The sequence below is a fragment of the Geodermatophilus sp. SYSU D00814 genome, assembly GCF_054050055.1.
In genome coordinates, this window is record NZ_JBJGYP010000009.1 from 1 (window position 1) to 18,969 (window position 18,969).

At 76.7% G+C, this 18,969-nt stretch carries 20 protein-coding genes; 1 reads left to right on the plus strand and 19 read right to left on the minus strand.

Annotation, left to right across the window (positions count from 1 at the left end; all coding sequences use genetic code 11):
- Window positions 1–119: 119 nt before the first annotated feature.
- The 15 genes from ACI780_RS08475 to ACI780_RS08545 all read right to left on the minus strand — a co-directional run bounded on the left by ACI780_RS08475 (window position 120) and on the right by ACI780_RS08545 (window position 14,899).
- Window positions 120–482 carry a hypothetical protein gene (locus ACI780_RS08475; RefSeq protein ID WP_457002167.1) on the minus strand — a complete coding sequence of 121 codons (363 nt, stop codon included), beginning with the start codon at window positions 480–482 and terminating at the stop codon, window positions 120–122.
- A gap of 132 nt (window positions 483–614) precedes the next feature.
- On the minus strand, window positions 615–1,589 hold the full coding sequence (ccsB, locus tag ACI780_RS08480) for a c-type cytochrome biogenesis protein CcsB (protein ID WP_457002169.1): 975 nt from the start codon (window positions 1,587–1,589) through the stop codon (window positions 615–617).
- Window positions 1,586–3,232 (minus strand): cytochrome c biogenesis protein ResB, encoded by a 1,647-nt coding sequence (resB, locus tag ACI780_RS08485; protein WP_457002171.1) that lies wholly within the window; start codon window positions 3,230–3,232, stop codon window positions 1,586–1,588. Before resB ends, ccsB begins: the two co-directional genes overlap by 4 nt.
- 73 nt (window positions 3,233–3,305) lie before the next feature.
- Window positions 3,306–4,121 (minus strand): cytochrome c biogenesis CcdA family protein, encoded by an 816-nt coding sequence (locus ACI780_RS08490; RefSeq protein ID WP_457002173.1) that lies wholly within the window; start codon window positions 4,119–4,121, stop codon window positions 3,306–3,308.
- 1 nt (window position 4,122) lies between these two features.
- Window positions 4,123–4,698, minus strand: coding sequence for a TlpA family protein disulfide reductase (locus ACI780_RS08495; RefSeq protein ID WP_456869290.1), 576 nt, complete (start codon window positions 4,696–4,698; stop codon window positions 4,123–4,125).
- On the minus strand, window positions 4,695–5,327 hold the full coding sequence (locus ACI780_RS08500) for a histidine phosphatase family protein (RefSeq protein WP_456869291.1): 633 nt from the start codon (window positions 5,325–5,327) through the stop codon (window positions 4,695–4,697). The genes ACI780_RS08495 and ACI780_RS08500 overlap by 4 nt, the downstream gene beginning before the upstream one ends.
- Entirely contained in the window at window positions 5,327–6,709 is a 1,383-nt protein-coding gene (hemL, locus tag ACI780_RS08505) for a glutamate-1-semialdehyde 2,1-aminomutase (protein WP_457002176.1), read from the minus strand. The genes ACI780_RS08500 and hemL overlap by 1 nt, the downstream gene beginning before the upstream one ends.
- The gene (locus ACI780_RS08510) at window positions 6,706–7,248 is read right to left on the minus strand and encodes a hypothetical protein (RefSeq protein ID WP_457002178.1); all 543 of its coding nucleotides are present in this window, start codon (window positions 7,246–7,248) and stop codon (window positions 6,706–6,708) included. The genes hemL and ACI780_RS08510 overlap by 4 nt, the downstream gene beginning before the upstream one ends.
- Window positions 7,245–8,246: a porphobilinogen synthase gene (gene hemB / locus ACI780_RS08515; protein WP_457002180.1), complete on the minus strand. Its 1,002-nt coding sequence runs from the start codon at window positions 8,244–8,246 to the stop codon at window positions 7,245–7,247. The genes ACI780_RS08510 and hemB overlap by 4 nt, the downstream gene beginning before the upstream one ends.
- Window positions 8,243–9,772 carry a uroporphyrinogen-III synthase gene (locus ACI780_RS08520; RefSeq protein ID WP_456869295.1) on the minus strand — a complete coding sequence of 510 codons (1,530 nt, stop codon included), beginning with the start codon at window positions 9,770–9,772 and terminating at the stop codon, window positions 8,243–8,245. The genes hemB and ACI780_RS08520 overlap by 4 nt, the downstream gene beginning before the upstream one ends.
- A 76-nt stretch (window positions 9,773–9,848) precedes the next feature.
- Window positions 9,849–10,799, minus strand: coding sequence for a hydroxymethylbilane synthase (hemC, locus tag ACI780_RS08525; RefSeq protein WP_457002182.1), 951 nt, complete (start codon window positions 10,797–10,799; stop codon window positions 9,849–9,851).
- Window positions 10,796–12,151 (minus strand): glutamyl-tRNA reductase, encoded by a 1,356-nt coding sequence (locus tag ACI780_RS08530; protein WP_456869297.1) that lies wholly within the window; start codon window positions 12,149–12,151, stop codon window positions 10,796–10,798. The genes hemC and ACI780_RS08530 overlap by 4 nt, the downstream gene beginning before the upstream one ends.
- Window positions 12,148–12,831, minus strand: a complete 684-nt coding sequence (locus ACI780_RS08535) for a redox-sensing transcriptional repressor Rex (protein ID WP_456869298.1) — start codon at window positions 12,829–12,831, stop codon at window positions 12,148–12,150. Before ACI780_RS08535 ends, ACI780_RS08530 begins: the two co-directional genes overlap by 4 nt.
- A gap of 273 nt (window positions 12,832–13,104) precedes the next feature.
- The gene (locus ACI780_RS08540; RefSeq protein ID WP_457002185.1) at window positions 13,105–13,356 is read right to left on the minus strand and encodes a glutaredoxin family protein; all 252 of its coding nucleotides are present in this window, start codon (window positions 13,354–13,356) and stop codon (window positions 13,105–13,107) included.
- The gene (locus ACI780_RS08545) at window positions 13,349–14,899 is read right to left on the minus strand and encodes a class I adenylate-forming enzyme family protein (protein ID WP_456869300.1); all 1,551 of its coding nucleotides are present in this window, start codon (window positions 14,897–14,899) and stop codon (window positions 13,349–13,351) included. Before ACI780_RS08545 ends, ACI780_RS08540 begins: the two co-directional genes overlap by 8 nt.
- Window positions 14,900–15,051: 152 nt before the next feature.
- On the opposite strand from ACI780_RS08545, the gene ACI780_RS08550 reads away from it, so the two are divergent.
- A complete protein-coding gene (locus ACI780_RS08550; protein ID WP_456869301.1) occupies window positions 15,052–15,966 on the plus strand; it encodes an HAD family hydrolase in 915 nt (304 codons plus the stop codon).
- Window positions 15,967–16,035: 69 nt separating this feature from the next.
- Here ACI780_RS08550 and ACI780_RS08555 read toward each other — a convergent pair whose 3' ends face one another.
- The 4 genes from ACI780_RS08555 to ACI780_RS08570 all read right to left on the minus strand — a co-directional run bounded on the left by ACI780_RS08555 (window position 16,036) and on the right by ACI780_RS08570 (window position 18,882).
- Window positions 16,036–16,944, minus strand: coding sequence for a lysophospholipid acyltransferase family protein (locus ACI780_RS08555; protein WP_457002187.1), 909 nt, complete (start codon window positions 16,942–16,944; stop codon window positions 16,036–16,038).
- Window positions 16,937–18,055, minus strand: coding sequence for an NAD-dependent epimerase/dehydratase family protein (locus tag ACI780_RS08560; RefSeq protein ID WP_457002189.1), 1,119 nt, complete (start codon window positions 18,053–18,055; stop codon window positions 16,937–16,939). The genes ACI780_RS08555 and ACI780_RS08560 overlap by 8 nt, the downstream gene beginning before the upstream one ends.
- A 10-nt stretch (window positions 18,056–18,065) precedes the next feature.
- Window positions 18,066–18,164, minus strand: a complete 99-nt coding sequence (locus ACI780_RS08565) for a 30S ribosomal protein bS22 (RefSeq protein ID WP_012854759.1) — start codon at window positions 18,162–18,164, stop codon at window positions 18,066–18,068.
- A gap of 376 nt (window positions 18,165–18,540) precedes the next feature.
- Complete coding sequence (locus tag ACI780_RS08570; protein ID WP_245816896.1) at window positions 18,541–18,882, minus strand: helix-turn-helix domain-containing protein; 342 nt, start codon at window positions 18,880–18,882, stop codon at window positions 18,541–18,543.
- Between the last annotated feature and the right edge of the window lie 87 nt (window positions 18,883–18,969).

Sequence of the window (18,969 nt, forward strand, 5' to 3'; positions counted from 1 at the left end):
CCCCCCCCCCCCCCCCCCCCCCCCCCCCCCCCCCCCCCCCCCCCCCCCCCCCCCCCCCCCCCCCCCCCCCCCCCCCCCCCCCCCCCCCCCCCCCCCACGGGTCTGGCGTGGTGCAGGTGTCAGGCGGCGGTGCCGCCGAACATCCGCCGCCAGCCGCGCCGGGTGCGCTGCCCGGGGTCCTCACCGGGCGCGGCGTCCTCGACGGCGGGTGCGCCGTCGGGGGCTCCGGGCACCGAGGGGACGGCGTCCATGCGGGCGGTCTCGCGGGCCTCGTCGAGCGAGCCGGGCCAGCCCAGCCCACCGCCGGTGGTGGTGTCCCCCGGCCAGCCCAGGCCGCTCTCGGTGCCCTCGTCGCCGCCGCCGTCGGTGGCGACGTCGCTGGCGGAGGCGTGCCGGGTGCCGGGTGCCGTCCCGTGGCGGGCGAGCGCCGCGGCGACGATGGGGTCGGTGCCGGCGTCGTCGGCCGCAGCGTGCCTACCCACAGCGGACCTCCGAGCGCGATCCCCCCGTGCGAGCGGTCATGGCGACAAGTGGAGCACGCGGGCGCCGCGTGCGGCGGACGTCTCCCCCTCGCGAGGGACGGGAGTGGCGTGCTGGGGCGGGTGGGACGCGATTCAGTTGACCCCGCCGTAGCTGTGCAGCCCGGTGGAGACCATGTTCACGTACAGCAGGTTGAACACCATGACGCCGAGGCCGACCACGTTGACCCACGCCGCCGGGCGGCCGCGCCAGCCGGCCGTGGTGCGGGCGTGCAGGTAGGCGGCGTAGACGACCCAGGCGATGAAGGCCCACGTCTCCTTGGGGTCCCACCCCCAGAAGCGGCCCCAGGCGCTCTCGGCCCAGATGGCGCCGGCGATGACGGCGAAGGTCCAGATCGGGAAGCCGAAGACCGCCGTGCGGTGCGCGACCCGGTCCAGCGTGGCCGCCGACGGCAGCCGGCCGAGCACCCCGCCGTCGGCGGCGCCGCCCCGGGCCTCGTACCGCGAGCGGACCAGGTACAGGACGCTGGCGATGCCGCTGACGAAGAAGATGCCGAAGCCGAGGATCGCCGTGGACACGTGCACGGCCAGCCAGCTCGAGCGCAGGGCGGCCACCAGCGGGCCGCTCTGGACGTAGAGGAACAGCCCGATCGCCACCATGCTGAGCACCACCGGGCCCAGCACGAACAGGCCCAGGTGCCGCAGGCCCGGCGAGCGCACCGCGAACACCAGGTAGGCCACGACGGCGACCAGCACCACCGCGGTGGCGAACTCGTACATGTTGCCCCAGGGCAGCCGGTCGGTGGCCAGCCCGCGGGCGACGAGGACGCCGGCGTGGGTGAGCGCGCCGACGGCGGTGAGCAGCACCGCCACCCGGCCCCAGCGGCGCACCGCCGGAGGGTCGGCGGGCGGCGCGTCGGGGCGGGACGGGCCGGCGGGGGCGCCGGTCGTGGTCGTGCCGGACGCGGCCGCGCCGACGAGCTCGTGCTCCCGGGCCGGACGGCGGCCGAAGGCCAGCTGCGCGCAGAACGCGACGACGGCCAGCGAGTAGAGACCGACGCTGGTCGAGAACAGGGTGTCCGACAGGGCGGACAGCTGGTCGGCACTCACGCGCGTGCGCCTCCGGTCTGCGGTGCGGCCCCGTCGGACGGCGGGGTGCGGGTCGGGGCACGGGCGGCGAGGACCGCCCGCAGGTCGTCGGTGAGGGCCGCGAACCGCGGCGCGCCGTCGCCGCTGCCGCGGGTGAGCGCACCGACGTCCAGCACGGTACCGCCGCCGGGACCGGCGGCGGCGCGGGCGAAGACGCGCTCGCGGCGCAGCAGCAGCATGCCGAGCAGGCCGGCCAGCACCGCGACCGCGGCGCCGAGCACCCACAGCTGGCCGGGGTCGTGGGAGACCTGCACCGCGGCGAACTCCGAGTAGCCGGTGAAGGCCACCGTCGTGCCGTCGGGCAGCGTCATCGACTCCCCGACCGACAGGTTGGCCCGGCCGACCTCGGCCAGCCGGCCGCGCTCGATCTGCGAGGCGTCGAGGGAGTACACCGACTGCGGCAGCCCGGAGTCCAGCCCGAGGTAGCCGCGGAAGGCCACGACGGCGACCTGCGGCGCCAGGGGGCGGGGGTCGATCGAGGTGAGGACCCCGGCCTGCACCAGGCCGGTGGGCGCGAAGAAGCCCTGCAGCGCGAGCTGGTCGTCGGCGCCGGCGCCGAGGTCGGGGAGCTTGAGCGCGCCCTCGCTGGCCATCGTCGACTGCTCGGTGGGCAGGAACGGCGCGGAGACGTCGTCGAAGGTGGTGCCGTCGGGCAGCGTCACGGTGAACCGCGGGCTGAAGCCGTGGCCGGTCACGTACACGCGGTCGCCGTCGACGCGCAGCGGGTCGTTGACGCCGATCGTCGTCGGCCGGCCCTCCTCGCCGGGGGCGCCGTAGGTGACGTCGGCGGTGAACGACGCGGCGGTGAGGTCCTGCTCGTACTCGGCGCGGAAGTCCTCGAGGCCGACGCACAGCGGGGAGAGGTCCCCGCTGTCGACCATCGCACCGGCGGAGTAGGTGTCGTACTGCTGGAACGCGTTGCAGAACCGCTGGCCCTCGGTGACCAGGATGCTGCCCTCGTAGCCCCACAGCTTGCCGCCGGCCAGCCCGAGCAGCAGGGCGACCAGCGCCAGGTGGAACACCAGGTTGCCGGTCTCCTTGAGCAGCCCCTTCTCGGCCGACAGCTCGGCGACCCCCTCGCGCTCGCGGCGCACGACGCGGAAGCGGCGCACCCGCAGCTCCTCCTCGACGGCGTCGAGCGCGGCGGCGGGCGGCAGCGGCGTGGGCAGCTGCGCGGCGTCGGGCAGCCGGGTCAGCCGGCGCGGGGCCGGCGGCGGCGGGGTGCGCAGCGCCCGGGCGTGCTCGAGCGCGCGGGGCAGCACGCAGCCGATGAGCGAGACGAACAGCAGCAGGTAGACCGCGGCGAACCACGGCGAGCTGAAGACGTCGAAGAGGTAGAGCCGGTCGAGCACCGGCGCGAGCGTGGGGTGGTCGGCGAAGTACTGCCCCACCGCGCTCTGCGACAGCGACCGCTGCGGCAGCAGCGAGCCGGGGATGGCGGCGAGCGCGAGCAGGAACAGCAGCACGATCGCCGTGCGCATGGCGGTCAGCCGGCGCCACTGGCGCAGCGCGAAGGCGCCCAGGCGGCGGGCGGCGGAGGGACGCGCGGGAGGCGTCGGCGGGGTCGGCGCGGCCTCGGGCCGCGGCGGGGCGGTCGTGGTCACAGCCCCTCCTCGCTGGCGCTCGCCGGAGCTGCACCCAGCCGTGCTCTGCACCCGTGTGACCTCGCGAGCTCGGTCACAGTGCGGACTCCCCCAGCCCGGTGACGGCCAGCCAGGAGCGCAGCCAGCCCATCATCTCCGTCCACGCGCCGGTGACCAGCAGCAGCCCGACGACCACGAGCACCGCGCCGCCGAAGCGGGTGACGGCGCGGGCGTGCCGGCGCAGGAACGCCGTCGCCCCGACCGCCCAGCGGGCGCCGAGGGCGACCAGCACGAACGGCACGCCCAGGCCCAGGCAGTAGGCGACCGACAGCAGCGCGCCGCGGCCGGCGGTCGCCTCGGTGTAGGCCAGCGAGTAGACCGCCGACAGCGTGGGGCCGAGGCACGGCGTCCAGCCCAGCCCGAAGACCACGCCGAGCAGCGGCGCGCCGGCCAGGCCCGCGGCGGGGCGCACCGACAGCCGCGCGGTGCGCTGCAGGAACGGCAGCTTCCCGAGGAACGCCAGGCCGACGACGATGACGACGACGCCCATGACGCGGGTGATGACGTCGTCGTACTGCACGAGCAGCCGGCCCAGCCCGCCGAACGCGGTGCCCACGGCGACGAAGACGGCGGTGAAGCCGAGGACGAACAGCAGCGCGCCGAGCACCATCCGCCCGCGGGGCGAGCGCTCGTCGGTGCGCACGGCGGTGGCCGTGGCTCCCGTGCCCGCGGGGGCCGGGGACGGGGCGCGGGTGCCGCTGCCCACCAGCCCGGTGACGTAGGACAGGTAGCCGGGCACCAGCGGGAGCACGCACGGCGAGGCGAAGCTGACCAGCCCGACCAGCGCGGCCACGGCGGCGGCCACCAGCAGCGGGCCGTCGGTGACCAGCGCGGCGAACTCCTGCCCCACCTCAGCCCTCCCCGAGCAGCGCGTCGAGCACGGCGCGCAGGTCGTCCTGCGCGACCGCCCCGGTGTAGACGGCGGCCACCCGGCCGTCGCGGTCCAGGACGATCGTGGACGGGATCGCGGTCGCGGGGTAGTCCCGGAAGGCGAGCGCGACCTCGCCGGCGGGGTCGTAGAGCGAGGGGAACTCGATGCCCTGGCTGTCGACGAAGGCCTGCGCGAACTGCTCGTCGGCCTCCTTGACGTTGAGCCCGAGGAAGGCCACGCCCTCGTCGCGGACCTCGGTGTAGACCTCCTGGAACTCCGGGGTCTCCACCCGGCAGGGCGGGCACCACGAGCCCCAGAAGTTCAGGACGGCGACCTGCCCGGCGAGCTCCTCGGAGGTCCAGTCCCCGCCGCCGAGCAGCGTGCCGCCGAAGTCGGGGGCCGCCGCCCGCTCGGCGGCCGGGATGACCTCACCGGCCGGGGTCGCGGCGACGAAGCGGTACTCGCCGCCGTTGGTGACGTCGGCCCGGCCCTCGCCGGTCGTGCAGCCGGTGAGGAGGGCGAGCGCCGCAGCTGCGGCGGGCAGCAGGCGCCTCATGCCCCGGGGACCGCGTCGGGGTCGGTGGCGCCGGCGGGCTCGGCGTAGTCGATGCGCGCGACCTTGTCGCCCTCGTAGGTCACCGACGTGACGCTGGCCAGCCCGCACTGCCGGCGGCGCGGGTCGTGGGTGTAGCGGCGGCCCTCCAGGTGCAGCCGCAGGGTCCAGATCGGCAGCTGGTGGCTGACGCAGACGGCGGCCGACCCGCGGGCGGCGTCGCGGGCGGCCTCGACGGCGGCGAGCATCCGGGCGGCGATCTCGACGTACGGCTCGCCCCACGAGGGCCGCACCGGGTTGCGCAGCCGCCACCAGTTCGCCGGCGACCGGAACACCCCGCGCCCGCCGGCGACCCGCAGGCCCTCGAAGGCGTTGCCCGCCTCGATCAGCCGCTCGTCGACGTCGACGGGCAGGTCCAGCGCCTCGGCGACGGGCGCGGCGGTCTGCCGGGCGCGCTCGAGCGGGCTGGACACCAGGAGGGTGACGCCGCGGCCGGTGAGCCACTCGGCGGCCCGCTGCGCCATGGTCTCCCCGGCGGTCGAGAGCCGGTAGCCGGGCAGCCGGCCGTAGAGCACCCCGTCGGGGTTGTGCACCTCGCCGTGGCGCAGCAGGTGGACGACGGTGGTCTCCATCAGGGCTGCAGCTCCTGGGCGTCCTTGGCGTCGGCGTCGGACGGGGCGTCGGCGCGGTCGGCGGCCGCGGCCGCGCGGGCGGCGGCGGGCAGCGCGTCGAGCACCCGCTCGAGCGCCTCGTCGTCGAGCGCGGCGTTGACGAACCACGACTCGAACGCCGACGGCGGCAGGTAGACGCCGCGGGCGAGCATCTCGTGGAAGAACGCGCGGTGGGCAGCGGTGTCCTGGGTGCGGGCGTCGTCGTAGTCGCGCACCCGGCGCTCGTCGGGCACGAAGAAGACCGAGAACATCGACCCGGCCTGCTGCACCCGGTGCGGCACGCCGGCGGCGAACAGCGCCGCGCTGGTGGCGCCGCGCAGGGTGACCGCCACCCGGTCGCAGCGGGCGTAGACGTCGTCGGTGCAGTGCCGCAGCGTGGTGAGCCCGGCGGCGACGGCGACGGGGTTCCCCGCCAGCGTGCCGGCCTGGTAGACGGGGCCGTTGGGCGCGAGCTGCTCCATGAGGTCGGCGCGCCCGCCGAAGGCCGCGGCCGGCAGCCCGCCGCCCATGACCTTGCCGAAGGTGAACAGGTCGGCGTCGACGGGGTCCAGGCCGTACCAGCCCGAGCGGGACACCCGGAAGCCGGTCATGACCTCGTCGAGCAGCAGCAGCGCGCCGTGCTCGGCGGTGATGCGGCGCAGCTGCGCGTTGAAGCCGTCCAGCGGCGGGACGACGCCCATGTTGCCCGGGGCGGCCTCGCTGACCACGACCGCGATGTCCGGACCGTGCTCGGCGAAGACGGCCTCGACGGCGGCGACGTCGTTGTACGGCAGCACGATCGTGTCGGCGGCGGCGCCGGTGGTGACGCCGGGGGTGTCGGGCAGGCCCAGGGTGGCCACGCCCGAGCCGGCGGAGGCCAGCAGCGCGTCGACGTGGCCGTGGTAGCACCCGGCGAACTTGACGACGATCCGGCGGCCGGTGGCGCCGCGGGCCAGCCGCACCGCCGAGAGCACCGCCTCGGTGCCGGAGTTCACCAGGCGCACCCGCTCGACGGGGGCGACGCGGGCGGCGATCTCCTCGGCCAGGTCCAGCTCGCCCTCGGTGGGGGTGCCGAAGGAGAACCCGCGGCGGGCGGCGGCGGTGACCGCCTCGACCACGGCCGGGTGGGCGTGGCCGAGGATCATCGGCCCCCACGAGGCCACCAGGTCCACGTAGCGGCGGCCGTCGGCGTCGGTGAGCCACGGGCCGGAGCCCTGCGCCATGAACCGCGGGGTGCCGCCGACGGCGCGGAAGGCGCGCACCGGCGAGTTGACCCCGCCCGGGGTGACGCGCTTCGCGCGGTCGAACAGGCCGGCGGAGACCGGTGCCGCGTAGTCGTACCGGGTGGTGTCCAGCGAGGTCACGGCCCCAGTGTCCCCCTGTCCCGGGACCGCCCGTCGGGCGCGTCGGGGTCGGCGGCCTGTGACGTGCCACTCGCCGGCACGGCGGCGGGCACGGCGGCGAGCAGCGCCCCGGTCAGCGCGGCGGGGTCGCGGGTCGGCACCAGGACGGTGCGCCCGTCGGTCAGCCGCAGCGGCAGCCCGGTGCGCCCGCGCGGCAGCGACCAGCCGCCGCCGAGCACCGGGGCGCCGGCGTCCACGCCCGCCGTCCCCTCGCGCACGGCGCGCAGGTGGGCGGCGTCGACGTCGGCCAGCGGCACCCGCTCGCGGCCCACGGTCAGCGCGCTGTCCGGTCCCCGGCCCCCGACGCGCACCGTCCACGCGCGGCGGGCGACCGAGCACAGCGCGGCGGCGACGCCGAGGACGACCACCACCGTGAGCGCCCAGACCGGCACCGGCAGGCCCGGGCCGGGCAGCAGGCCGTCGAGCAGGCCGAGGACGGCGAGCGCGGCGGCGGCAAGCCAGACCGGCCGCCGGCTGCCGCCGGGCTCGACGTAGCTCACCGGCGCAGCAGGCGCGCGGCCTCGACCGCCCAGTAGGTGAGCACCTGGCCGGCGCCGGCGCGGCGGATGGCGGTGAGGGTCTCCAGGATGGCGCGCTCGCGGTCGATCCAGCCGTTGCGGGCGGCCGCCTCGACCATCGCGTACTCGCCGCTGACCTGGTAGGCGCTGACCGGGACGTCGACGGCGTCGGCGACCCGCACCACGACGTCGAGGTAGGGCAGCGCCGGCTTGACCATGACGGCGTCGGCGCCCTCGGCGAGGTCCTGGGCCACCTCGCGCAGCGCCTCGTCGGCGTTGGGCGGGTCCATCTGGTAGGTCGAGCGGTCCCCGAACTGGGGCGCGCCCTCGGCCGCCTCGCGGAACGGGCCGTAGAAGCCCGAGGCGTACTTGGCGGCGTAGGCGAGGATCGGCGTCTCGGTGAACGCGCTGGAGTCCAGGGCCCGGCGGATCGCCGCGACCTGCCCGTCCATCATCCCGCTGGGGGCGATGACGTGGGCGCCGGCCTGGGCCTGCGCGATCGCCACCGCGGCGTAGCGGTCCAGCGTCGGGTCGTTGTCGACGACGCCGGCCGGCGTCACCAGCCCGCAGTGCCCGTGCGAGGTGTACTCGCACAGGCACAGGTCGGCGAGGAGCACCAGCTCGTCGCCGAGGTCCTCGCGCAGCCGGCGCAGCGCGACGTTGACGACCCCGTCGGCGGCGTCGGCCTGCGAGCCGATCTCGTCCTTCTCGGCCGGGACGCCGAACAGGATCAGCCCGCCGATGCCGGCCTCGGCCGCCTCGTGCGCGGCCTTGCGCAGCGAGTCCAGCGTGTGCTGCACGACGCCGGGCATCGAGCCGATGGGCACCGGCTCGTCGATGCCCTCCTTGACGAACACCGGCAGCACGAGGTCGGCCGGGGCCACCCGCGTCTGCGCGGTGAGCCGGCGCAGGGCGGGCGTCGACCGCAGCCGGCGCCCGCGCGCGAAGCCCGGGCTCGACCCGCCCTGCGCCGGGCTCACTGCCCGGCCTCGGCGCGCCGGGCCTCGGCGAACGCGGCCAGCGCGTCGACCAGCGGGGCGACGGCGGCCGTCTCGGGCTGCACGTCGACCCGCAGCCCGAACTCCTGGGCGGTGGCGGCGGTGGCCGGGCCGATCACCGCGACGACGGTCTTGGCGTGCGGCTTGCCGGCGATGCCGACCAGGTTGCGGACGGTGCTCGACGAGGTGAAGCACACCGCGTCGAACCCGCCGCCCTTGATCGCCTCGCGCACCGGCGCCGGCGGCGGCGCGGCCCGCACGGTGCGGTAGGCGGTGACGTCGTCGATCTCCCAGCCGCGCTCGACCAGGCCCGCGGCGAGGGTCTCGGTGGCGATGTCGGCGCGCGGCAGCAGCACCCGGTTGATCGGGTCGAGGACGTCGTCGTACTCGGGGAAGTCGGCCAGCAGGCCCTCGCTGGACTGCGCCCCGGTGGGCACCAGCTCGGGCACGATGCCGAAGGCGCGCACCGCGTCGGCGGTCTGCTCGCCGACGCAGGCGACCTTGACGCCGGCGAAGGCCCGCGCGTCCAGGCCCAGCTCGGCGAACTTCTCCCGGACGGCGCGCACGGCGTTGGCCGAGGTGAACACGATCCAGCCGTAGCGGCCGGTGACCAGACCCTTGATCGCGCGGTCCATCTGGGCGGCGCTGCGCGGCGGCTCGACGGCGATGGTCGGCACCTCGACCGGCACCGCGCCGTAGGCCCGCAGCCGCTCGCTCATCTCGCCGGCCTGGTCCTTGGTGCGGGGCACCAGCACCCGCCAGCCGAACAGCGGCCGGCTCTCCCACCAGGAGAGCTTGCCGCGCTTGTCGACGGCCGAGCCCACGGTGGCCACGACCGCACCGGTGAGGCCGCCGAGGTCGGCGGTCTTCTCGGCGACGGCGCCCAGCTTGGCGACGACGCTCTTCTGCCCGGTGCCCGAGCCGCCCGCGGTCACCACGACCGGGGTGCTGCCGGACAGCCCGCCCTCGACCAGCCGCGCGGCGGCGTCGGGGAGCTGCTCGGCGCCGGCCTGCAGCACCACGGGGGCGCCGAGCGTCGCAGCTGCGCCGGCGAGGGCCGGCAGGTCGACGTCGCCGTCGCGCAGGTCGGCGGTCAGCGAGGTGCCGCCGAGGGCGACGCCGGCGAACGCCGGGACGGCGGTCGACGGCGCGACGCCGGGGACCACGTCGAAGGGCACCGAGGTGCGGCCGACGGCGAGCACCTCCTTGACGGCGTGCTCGGCGGTGTAGGGGTCACCGGCGACCAGCCGGACGACGACGTCGCCGTTCTTGGCGGCGGCGACGGCGCCCTTGGCGACGTCGGCCGGCTCGCCGCTGACCGGGGTCGGGTCGACCTCCGGGCGGCCGTCGCGGACGGCGTCGACGAGGGCGGCGGGGACGTCCGGGTCGACGAGCACGACCGTGGCCTCGGCCAGTGCGGCCGTGGCCCGGGCGGTGAGCATGCCGGGGTCGCCGGGGCCGGCGCCGACGAAGACGACGCGGCCGGGGGTCTTGCGGAAGCGCGTCATCGCGAGCTCCTGGTCCTTTGCGGGTGTCGAGGCCCTCGGGAGGGCGTGTGCGGGGTCTGGGTGGGGGCCCGGCGGGTCACCGGGCGGCCGCCACGAGCGCGGCGGCGCCGCGGTCGAGCAGGTCGGCGGCGAGCTCGCGGCCGAGTCGTTCGGCGTCGCCGACCGGGCCGGTCACCACGCCGCGGACGCCGTCGCTGCCGTCGAGCGCGGTGACCGAGGCACGCAGGTACAGCTCGGGGCCGTCCTCGCCCTCGGCGAGCTCGGCGTGCGCGGCGACCGGGGCGCTGCACCCGGCCTCCAGCGCGGCCAGCGTGGTCCGCTCGGCGAGCACGGCGGCGCGGGTGCCGGGGTCGTCGAGCGCGGCCAGCAGCTTCAGGGTGCGCTCGTCGTCGGCGCGGCACTCGACGGCCAGCGCGCCCTGGGCGGGCGCGGGCAGCACCTGCAGCGGGTCGAGCACCTCGGTGACCACGTCGAGCCGGCCCAGCCGGGCCAGGCCCGCGCGGGCGAGGACGACGGCGTCGAGGTCGCCGGGGACCACGCGCGCCATGCGGGTGTCGACGTTGCCGCGGATCGGCACGACCTCCAGGCCCAGGCCGAGGGCGCGCAGCTGCGCGACGCGGCGCGGCGCGCCGGTGCCCACGCGGGCGCCGGGCGGCAGCTCGCCGAGGGTGAGCCGGTCGCGGGCGACCAGCGCGTCGCGCGGGTCCTCCCGCGGCGGGACGGCGGCGATCACCAGGCCGGGCTCGGGCGCGGTGGGCAGGTCCTTGTAGCTGTGCACCGCGACGTCGACGGTGCCCTCGAGCAGCGCCTGGCGGATCGCGGTGACGAACACGCCGGTGCCGCCGAGCTGCGCGATCGCCGCGGCGGAGCGGTCGCCCTCGGTGCTGATGTGCACCAGCTCGACCGGCACGCCGCTGGCGGCGGTGAGCGCGTCGGCGACGGTCTGCGACTGGGTGCGGGCCAGGCGGCTGGCCCGGGTGCCCAGCCGCAGCGTCGCGGTGGTCTGCGCGCTGGTCCGGGGGGTCACGGGGCACCCCCGGGGCGCAGCTCGTCGGGGTCGACGGCGACGGCCTCGGCCAGCCGCGGGCCGTCGGCGGGCACCTCGGCGTCCAGGCCCAGGCCGAACAGCGCGCGCAGGGCGTCGGCGTAGTCGACGCCGCCGGGGGTGCTGGCCAGCTCCTTGACCCGCACGGTCGGCTCGTGCAGCAGCTTGTCGACGACGCGGCGCACGGTGCGGGCGATCTCGTTGCGGGCGCGGGCGTCGAGGTCGGGCAGCCGGGCGGCCAGGCGCAGCAGCTCGGCGTCGACGACCTCGGCGGCCTGGCTGCGCAGCGCGGAGACGGTGGGCGCGACGGCGGCGGCCTGCCGCTCGGCGCGCAGCAGCGCGGTCTCGGCCTCGATGAGCGCGTGCGCGGCGTCGACGTCGTCGGCGGCGACCGGCCCGGTGCCCCCGGTGGCCGACCGCTCCCCCTGCAGCAGCGCGAGGTCGACGACGTGCACGCCGGGCAGCGCCGCCACGCCGGGGTCGACGTCGCGGGGCAGCGCGAGGTCGACGACGGCCAGCGGGCGCCCGGCGCGGCCGGTCATCGCCGCGGCGACGACGTCGGTGCCCACGACCAGGCCGGCGGCGCCGGTGCAGGTGACCACGACGTCGGCGTCGGCGATCGCCGAGCGCAGCTCGGCCATCTCGGCGGTGCCGCCGTCGACGGCGGCGGCCAGGCGGGCCGCGGACTCCGGGGAGCGGCTGGCGACGGTGACCAGCGCGCCGCGGCGCGACAGCGTGCTGGCGGCGAGCGCGCCCATGGAGCCGGCGCCGACGACGAGGGCCGGGCGGCCGGCGAGCGGGCCGACGCGGTCCTCGGCGTGGTCGAGCGAGACGGTGACCAGCGAGGCGCCGGCGCGGTCGATGCCGGTCTCGGAGTGGATGCGCTTGCCCACCCGCAGGGCGTGCTGGGCGACCGGGTGCAGCGACCGGCCGACGGTGCCCTCCTCCTGCGCGAGGGCGTAGGCCGCGCGCAGCTGGCCGAGCACCTGGGTCTCGCCGACGACCATCGAGTCCAGGCCCGCGGCCACGGTGAACAGGTGGGCGACGGCCTGGTCCTCGTAGTGCACGGTCACGTAGGGGGTGAGCTCCTCGACGCCGGCCCCGGACTGGCGGGCCAGCACGCGGCTGACCTCGGCGACGCCGCCGTGGAAGCGGTCGACCTCGGCGAAGACCTCGACCCGGTTGCAGGTGGCCAGGACCAGCGCCTCGCTGACGTGGTCGTTCCCGACGAGCTCGTGCAGCGCCTTGACCTGGTCGTCGCGGGTCATGGCGAACTGCTCGAGCAGCGCGACGGGCGCGGTGCGGTGGCTGATGCCGACGGCGAGCAGGCTCATGCCATCCCCCCGGCGGGGGCGAGGGCCTCCAGCGGGGCGCCGGGGACGGCGCCGCGCTGCTTGTCGAGGAAGGCCAGGACCTGCAGCTCGACGGAGAGGTCGACCTGGCGGACGTCGACCCCCGCCGGCGCGGTGAGCGTGACCGGCGCGAAGTTCAAGATGCTCCTCACCCCGGCGGCGGTGAGCCGGTCGGCGACGCCCTGGGCCACCTCGGCGGGGGTCGCGATGACCCCGATCGTCGCCCCGGTGGCGGTCACGACCTCCTCGAGCTCGGTCTCCGGCCGCACCGGCAGGCCGCCGATCCGCTGGCCCACCCGGGCCGGGGAGGCGTCGAAGAGGCCGACGAACTCGAAGCCGCGGGTGCCGAACCCGCCGTAGCCGGCCAGTGCCGCGCCGAGGTTGCCGATACCGACCAGGACGCACGCGTGGGCGGTCTCCATGCCGAGCACGGTCGCGATGCGGTCGCGCAGGGTGGCGACCTCGTAGCCGACGCCGCGGGTGCCGCAGGGGCCGAGGTGGGAGAGGTCCTTGCGCAGGCCGGCCGGGTTGACGCCGGCCGCCGAGGCCAGCTCGCCGGAGGAGACGGTGCCGCGACCGGTGTCGGCGAGGCCGCCGAGCACCCGCAGGTACACGGCCAGCCGGGCGACGGTGGCCTCCGGGATCCGGGGCCGCGACTGCATCACGGGCCTACTCCACAGCGGTCGCGCCCGGGCGACGGCGGGAGCCGAGGAGGGCGGGCGACATCGGGGATCCGGGCGGTCGGCCGCCCGGTGACCCCCACGGTAACCGCTTGTGAACGCGCGAACAAAGTCGCAGGCAGCCCGACGGGGCCCGGGCCTGCGCGGATGCGCGCCGCTGTGGCCGACACCATACGAGGACCCCGCGTCCCCCACGCCTCGCCGGCTCGGCGCGGGCCCCTGACGCGGGGCCGTTCCAGCCGGTCGCCGGGTGGATCAGCCGGTGCCGAGGTCGCGGCGCAGGCGGGGCACGTCGACGGTGAAGTAGGAGTGCTCGCGGCCGTCGAGCAGCACCACCGGCACCCGGTCGCCGTACTCGGCCTGCAGCTCCGGGTCGGCGTCGACGTCGACCTCACGGCTGGCGACGCCGGCCTCCGCGGCTAGCCGCGCCAGCGTCTCGGCCGCTGCGACGCACAGGTGGCAGCCGGCGCGGGTGAGCAGCTCCAGCCGCGGCGCCGGCTCAGCCACCGGACACCTCCGCCGGTCCGGCCCCGTCGAGGGTCAGGCCGAGCTCGCGCAGCCGCGCCCGGCTCACCTTGCCGGTCAGCGAGTGCGGCAGCGCCGGCCGGACCACCACCGACGAGGGCACCTTGTAGCGGGCCAGCGACGCGGCGGCGTGCGTGCGCAGCTCCGCGGTGTCCACCTCCGCGCCCGGGGCGGGCACCACGACGGCGACGACGGCGGCGCCGGTGCGCGGGTCGGGCACGCCGATGACCGCGCTCTCGGCGACGGCGGGGTGGGCGTCGAGGACCCGCTCCACCTCCGCCGGGTAGACGTTGAAGCCGTTGACCAGCACGAGGTCGCTGCGGCGGTCGAGCAGGTGCAGGTCGCCGTCGGCGTCGCGGTACGCGAGGTCGCCGGTGGCCAGCCAGCCGTCGGCGTCCGGCCCGTCCGCGCCGTCGGGCCAGAAGCCGGAGAAGAGGTTGGGGCCGCGCACCCACAGCTCCCCCGGCCCCTCGCCGGCGTCCCCGCCGCCACCGTCGCCGGTCTCTCGCAGCGCCACCTCGACGCCGGGCAGCGGGCCGCCGATGCACGCCGGCTTGGCCCGGCCGGTGGCCAGCGTGCTGGCCACGACGGGACCGGCCTCGGTGAGGCCGTAGCCCTCCCAGACCTGCAGGCCGGCACGGTCGCGCACCGCCCGCCAGGTCGCCTCCGGCAGCGGCGCGGCCCCGGAGGAGGCGGTGCGCACCGAGGCGAGGGCGCGGCGCAGGCCGGCGTCACCGCCCTCGGCGTCGGCGACGGCGAGCCAGGCCTGGTACAGCGGCGGCGCGCCGGGGACGGCGGTGACCCGCTCGCGCTCCACGACGGCGAGCGTGGCGCGCGGGTCGAAGGCCGGCACGAGCACCGCGCAGGCCCCGGTGGCCGCGACCAGGCCGAAGCCGGCGTTGAGGCCGTAGACGTGGAACAGCGGCAGGACCACCAGCACGCGGTCGTCGGGGCGCACCGGCGGCGGGTCCAGCGCCAGGCACTGCCGCTGGTTGGCCCGCAGGGCGCCGGCGGTGAGGATCGCGCCGCGGGGCCGGCCGGTGGTGCCGCTGGTGTAGGCGAGGAGGGCCGGCGCGGCGGGGTCGTCGTCGTCCGGGGGTGGCGGGCCGTCGGCCTCGGGTGGGCCGGCCACGACGGGCACCCCGGCCAGCGGCTCCCGGGCGGCGGCCGCCACGAGCAGCGCCGCGCCGGAGTCGCGCAGCACGTGCTCGAGCTCGGGGTCGGTGTAGGCGGTGTTGACGGGGACCACGACCAGGCCGGCGCGCAGCGCGCCGAGCGCCGCGCGCAGCCAGTCGACGCCGTTGGGCAGCTGCACGGCCACCCGGTCCCCGCGGGTGAGGCCGCGCGCGGCCAGGCCGGCCGCGGTCCGGTCGACGAGGGCGTCGAGCTCGGCCCAGGTGAGCCGGGTGCCGCCGTCGACCACGGCCGGGGCGTCGGGGCGGCCGACGGCCGCGGCGCGCACCAGCGCAGCGAGCCCCGTCGGGGCCGCGGCCCCGGCTCCGGAGTCCGGATCGGGCCCTGTCACGGGCACCTCCTGGCAGGTGGGCGGGTCCCCGCGATGCTGTCACCGCGGCTGCCGGCCCGCAGCACCCGCGACCGGCGGTCTCCCCCGCACGGGTGCGGATAGGGTCGGGCGGGCCGCCCGCGCGGCGGGCCACTGCGACCAGGGGGGTGCCCGTGCCGGGACTGCCGTTCCGGCGTCGTCGGGGCGAGGACGCCGGGGCGCCGTCGGAGGAGGAGATCCGCGCGCACGTCGCGGGTCTGGCGTCGGCCGCGGCCGCCGAGGTCGAGCCGGTGCCGGTCGTCGTCGCCGACCGCACCGCCGCCGCGTTCTTCGACGTCGACAACACGATGATGATGGGCGCCTCGCTGTTCTGGTTCGCCCGCGGCCTGGCCTCCCGCAAGTACCTGAGCTCCCGCGACATCGCGCGGTTCGCCTGGCAGCAGGCCAAGTTCCGCGTCGCCGGCAACGAGAGCGCCGGCGACATGCACAACATCCGCGAGAACGCGCTCGCCTTCGTCGCCGGCCGCGAGGTCGAGGAGATCACGCAGGCCGGCGAGGAGATCTACGACGAGCTCATGGCCGACCGGATCTGGTCGGGCACCCGCAACCTCGCCCAGCAGCACCTCGACGCCGGGCAGCGGGTGTGGCTGGTCACCGCGACCCCGGTGGAGCTGGCCCGGATCATCGCCCACCGGCTGGGGCTGACCGGGGCGCTGGGCACCGTGGCCGAGGTCGTCGACGGCCGCTACACCGGGCGGCTGGTCGGGGAGCTCATGCACGGGGAGGCGAAGGCCGAGGCGGTCCGGGCGCTGGCCGAGCGCGAGGGGCTGGACCTGTCGCGCTGCACCGCCTACAGCGACTCGGCCAACGACCTGCCGATGCTGTCCCTCACCGGCACGTCGATCGCCGTCAACCCCGACACCGAGCTGCGCGCCGTCGCCCGCTCGCGCGGGTGGACCGTCCGCGACTTCCGCACCGGCCGCAAGGCGGCGCGCATCGGCGTCCCGACGGTCGCCGCGGCCGCCCTGACCGGTGGGGTGGTCGGCGGCGCGGTCGCCCTCCGCCGTCGCAACTCCTGGCCGTGGTGAGCTGCTGGAACGGCCCTCGTCAGGGGCCCGCGCCGAGCGAGCGAGGCGTGGGGGGACGAGGGTCCTTCCTCAGCTGAAGACGGAGGAGCGCTGCAGCAGCAGCTGGTAGATCGACTGCTGGATGGTCTCGCGGACCTGGTCGGTCAGGTTGAACACCAGCATCGGGTCCTCGGCCGCCGCGGGCCCGTAGGACGCCGTCTCGATGGGGGTGCCGAAGGCGATGAGCCACTTCGACGGCAGCGGCACCAGCCCGAGCGGGCCCAGCGCGGGGAAGGTCGGCGTCACCGGGAAGTAGGGCAGTCCCAGCAGTCGGGCCAGCGTCCGCGCGTTGCCGATCATCGGGTAGATCTCCTCGGCGCCGACGATGGCGCACGGGACGATCGGCTTGCCGGTGCGCAGTGCCGCCGTGACGAAACCTCCGCGGCCGAACCGCTGCAGGGTGTACCGCTCGCGGAACGGCTTGCCGATCCCCTTGAACCCCTCGGGGAAGACGCCGACCAGCTCGTCACCGCACAGCAGCCGCTCGGCGTCCTCGGTGCAGGCCAGCGTGGCGCCGAACTTGCGGGCCAGGGAGCCGACGGCGGGCAGCTCGAAGACGAGGTCGGCACCGAGCAGCCGGAAGCGCCGCTGCGCCGGGTGGTCGTCGTGCAGCGCCACGGTGGTCATCAGCGCGTCGACCGGGACGGTGCCGGAGTGGTTGGCCACGACCAGCGCGCCGCCGGTGGTGGGCACGTTCTCCACGCCGTGGGTCTCCACCCGGAACCAGCGGGAGAACAGCGGGCGCAGCAGCGGCAGCAGCACGTGGTCGGTGAGGTCGGGGTCGAAGCCGAACTCGTCGGTCTCGTACTCGCCGGTCAGCCGGCGGCGGAGGAACTCCAGGCCACCGGCGACCTGTTCGTCCCAGCTCGGGTCGCCCGGCGGCGGGACGTGCGGCTGCTCGTCGTCGGGACGCAGCGGGATGACGCGCGCCTCAGGCATCGCGCACCGCCCGCAGTCCCGGCGAGGCCGGCGCCGGGCGCAGCCGGCCGTGCACGGTCGTGCCCACCGAGGAGGCGACCGAGCCGGCGCGGGAGACGACCTGCTGGGCCCGCGTGGTGGCGTCGGCGACCAGACCGGGCGGCACCACCGGGGGGACGGTGCGCGCGAAGTCGGCCAGGGCCTCGGCGGTGGTGTAGCGGGGCGCGTAGCCGAACTCGGTGCGCAGCACCGTGGTGTCGACGACGCGGCCGAAGTTGAGGAAGCGCATCTGCTCGGGTGAGTAGTCGACGCCGCCGAAGCGCCGGGTGAGCCGGCCCAGCGACCCCAGCGCCGGCGAGGGCACCGGCAGCTGCAGCCGCCCCAGCCGGCGGATGACCTGCGACAGCAGCAACGTGCCCTCTCCCCCGACGTTGACCGTTCCGGTGAACCCGCCGGTGGTGGCGCGGGTCAGCACGCCCAGGGCGTCGTCCTCGTGCAGCAGCTGGACGCGCGCGTCGTAGCCGAGCGCCGTGGGGACCACCGGCATGCGCAGGAACCCGGTCATCACCGAGTCGATGCCCGGGCCGATGAAGTTGGTGAACCGCAGGACGGCGACCCCGACGTCGGGACGGCGGCGCGAGAAGGACCGCACGTAGCCCTCGATGTCGAGGCTGTCCTTGGCGAAGCCGCCCGAGGGCACCCGGCGGGCCTGCATGGCCTCGGTGAAGACGGCCGGGTCGCGCGGCGAGGCGCCGTAGACGGCGCTGGTCGACTTGAGCACGAGCCGGCGCACCGACGGCGCCCGCTGGCAGGCGGCGAGGAGCTGCATCGTCCCGATGACGTTGAGCTCCTTCATCGGCCCCCGCCCGCCGGACCCGGCGGGGGTGGAGCTGATGTTCATGTGCACGACCGTGTCGACGGCCGCGGTGCTGATGACCTTGCCGATCAGCGGGTTGCGGATGTCGGCCCGCACGAACTCGGTGCGGCCGAGGCGGCGCAGCGACTCCGCCGACGGGGGGACGGTGTCGACCCCGATGACCCGGTCGATGGCCGGGTCGCGAGCGAGCTCGGCCGCCAGCGCACCACCGAGCCACCGGCTGACACCGGTGACCAGGACGACCGCGGGCGGCACGAGCCTCAGCTCACTTCTTGTTGCGACGCTGCACGCGGGTCTTCTTCAGCAGCTTGCGGTGCTTCTTCTTCGCCATCCGCTTGCGGCGCTTCTTGATGACCGAACCCATGTCCTGCTCCCGACGTCGTGGCCGCGGGGCGTCGGCCGGTGACCGCAGGGGTCGGAACCGGACGCCACGCGAGTGTGGATCAGCTCGTGTGCGACGGCTCCGGCCGGGGCCGGGGTTGTCGCTCGGCGCCCGAGCCTACCCGGCGCCCCCGCGGCGGCGTTGCCGCGGGAACCGGGCCGGACGGATCCCACCCGCGGAGCGGGATGGGGGCGTTGTCGCGCCGAGCGGGCCCCGGAGGGGTCCGCACCGGCATGGCGACGGGATGGAACGTCCTCGCTGCAGGGTCCCGCCGCGAGCCTGGTGACGAGATGGAACGGCCCGACCGCAGGGTCCCGCTGCGAGCTCGCGAGCAGTGGGGGGCGGTCGGGTCCTTCAATCAGGCGATGTCGGTGTAGGCGTCGCGCAGGTAGTCCTGGACGGCGCGCTCGGGCACGCGGAAGGAGCGGCCGACGCGGACGGCGGAGAGCTCGCCGGCGTGGACGAGGCGGTACACGGTCATCTTGGAGACGCGCATCATGCTGGCGACCTCGGCGACGGTCAGGAAGGTGACCGCGGCGCGCGGCTGGGGGACGACCGGGCGGCCGACCGGCACGGCGGCGGGGTGCTGGGGGCCCACGGGGCGGGCCACGGCGGCGGCCGGGATCGGGCGGGCCATCGGGCGCGGGCCGGGGACGGCCGGGCGGACGTAGGCGGCGGTGCTGCGCTGGGGCATGGTCATCTCAAGTCTCCGGACCTAGCACGAGTCGAGCGTCGGCTTCCCCACCGACTACGGGACTCACACGTGCTGATACAGAGAGTAGGGGGA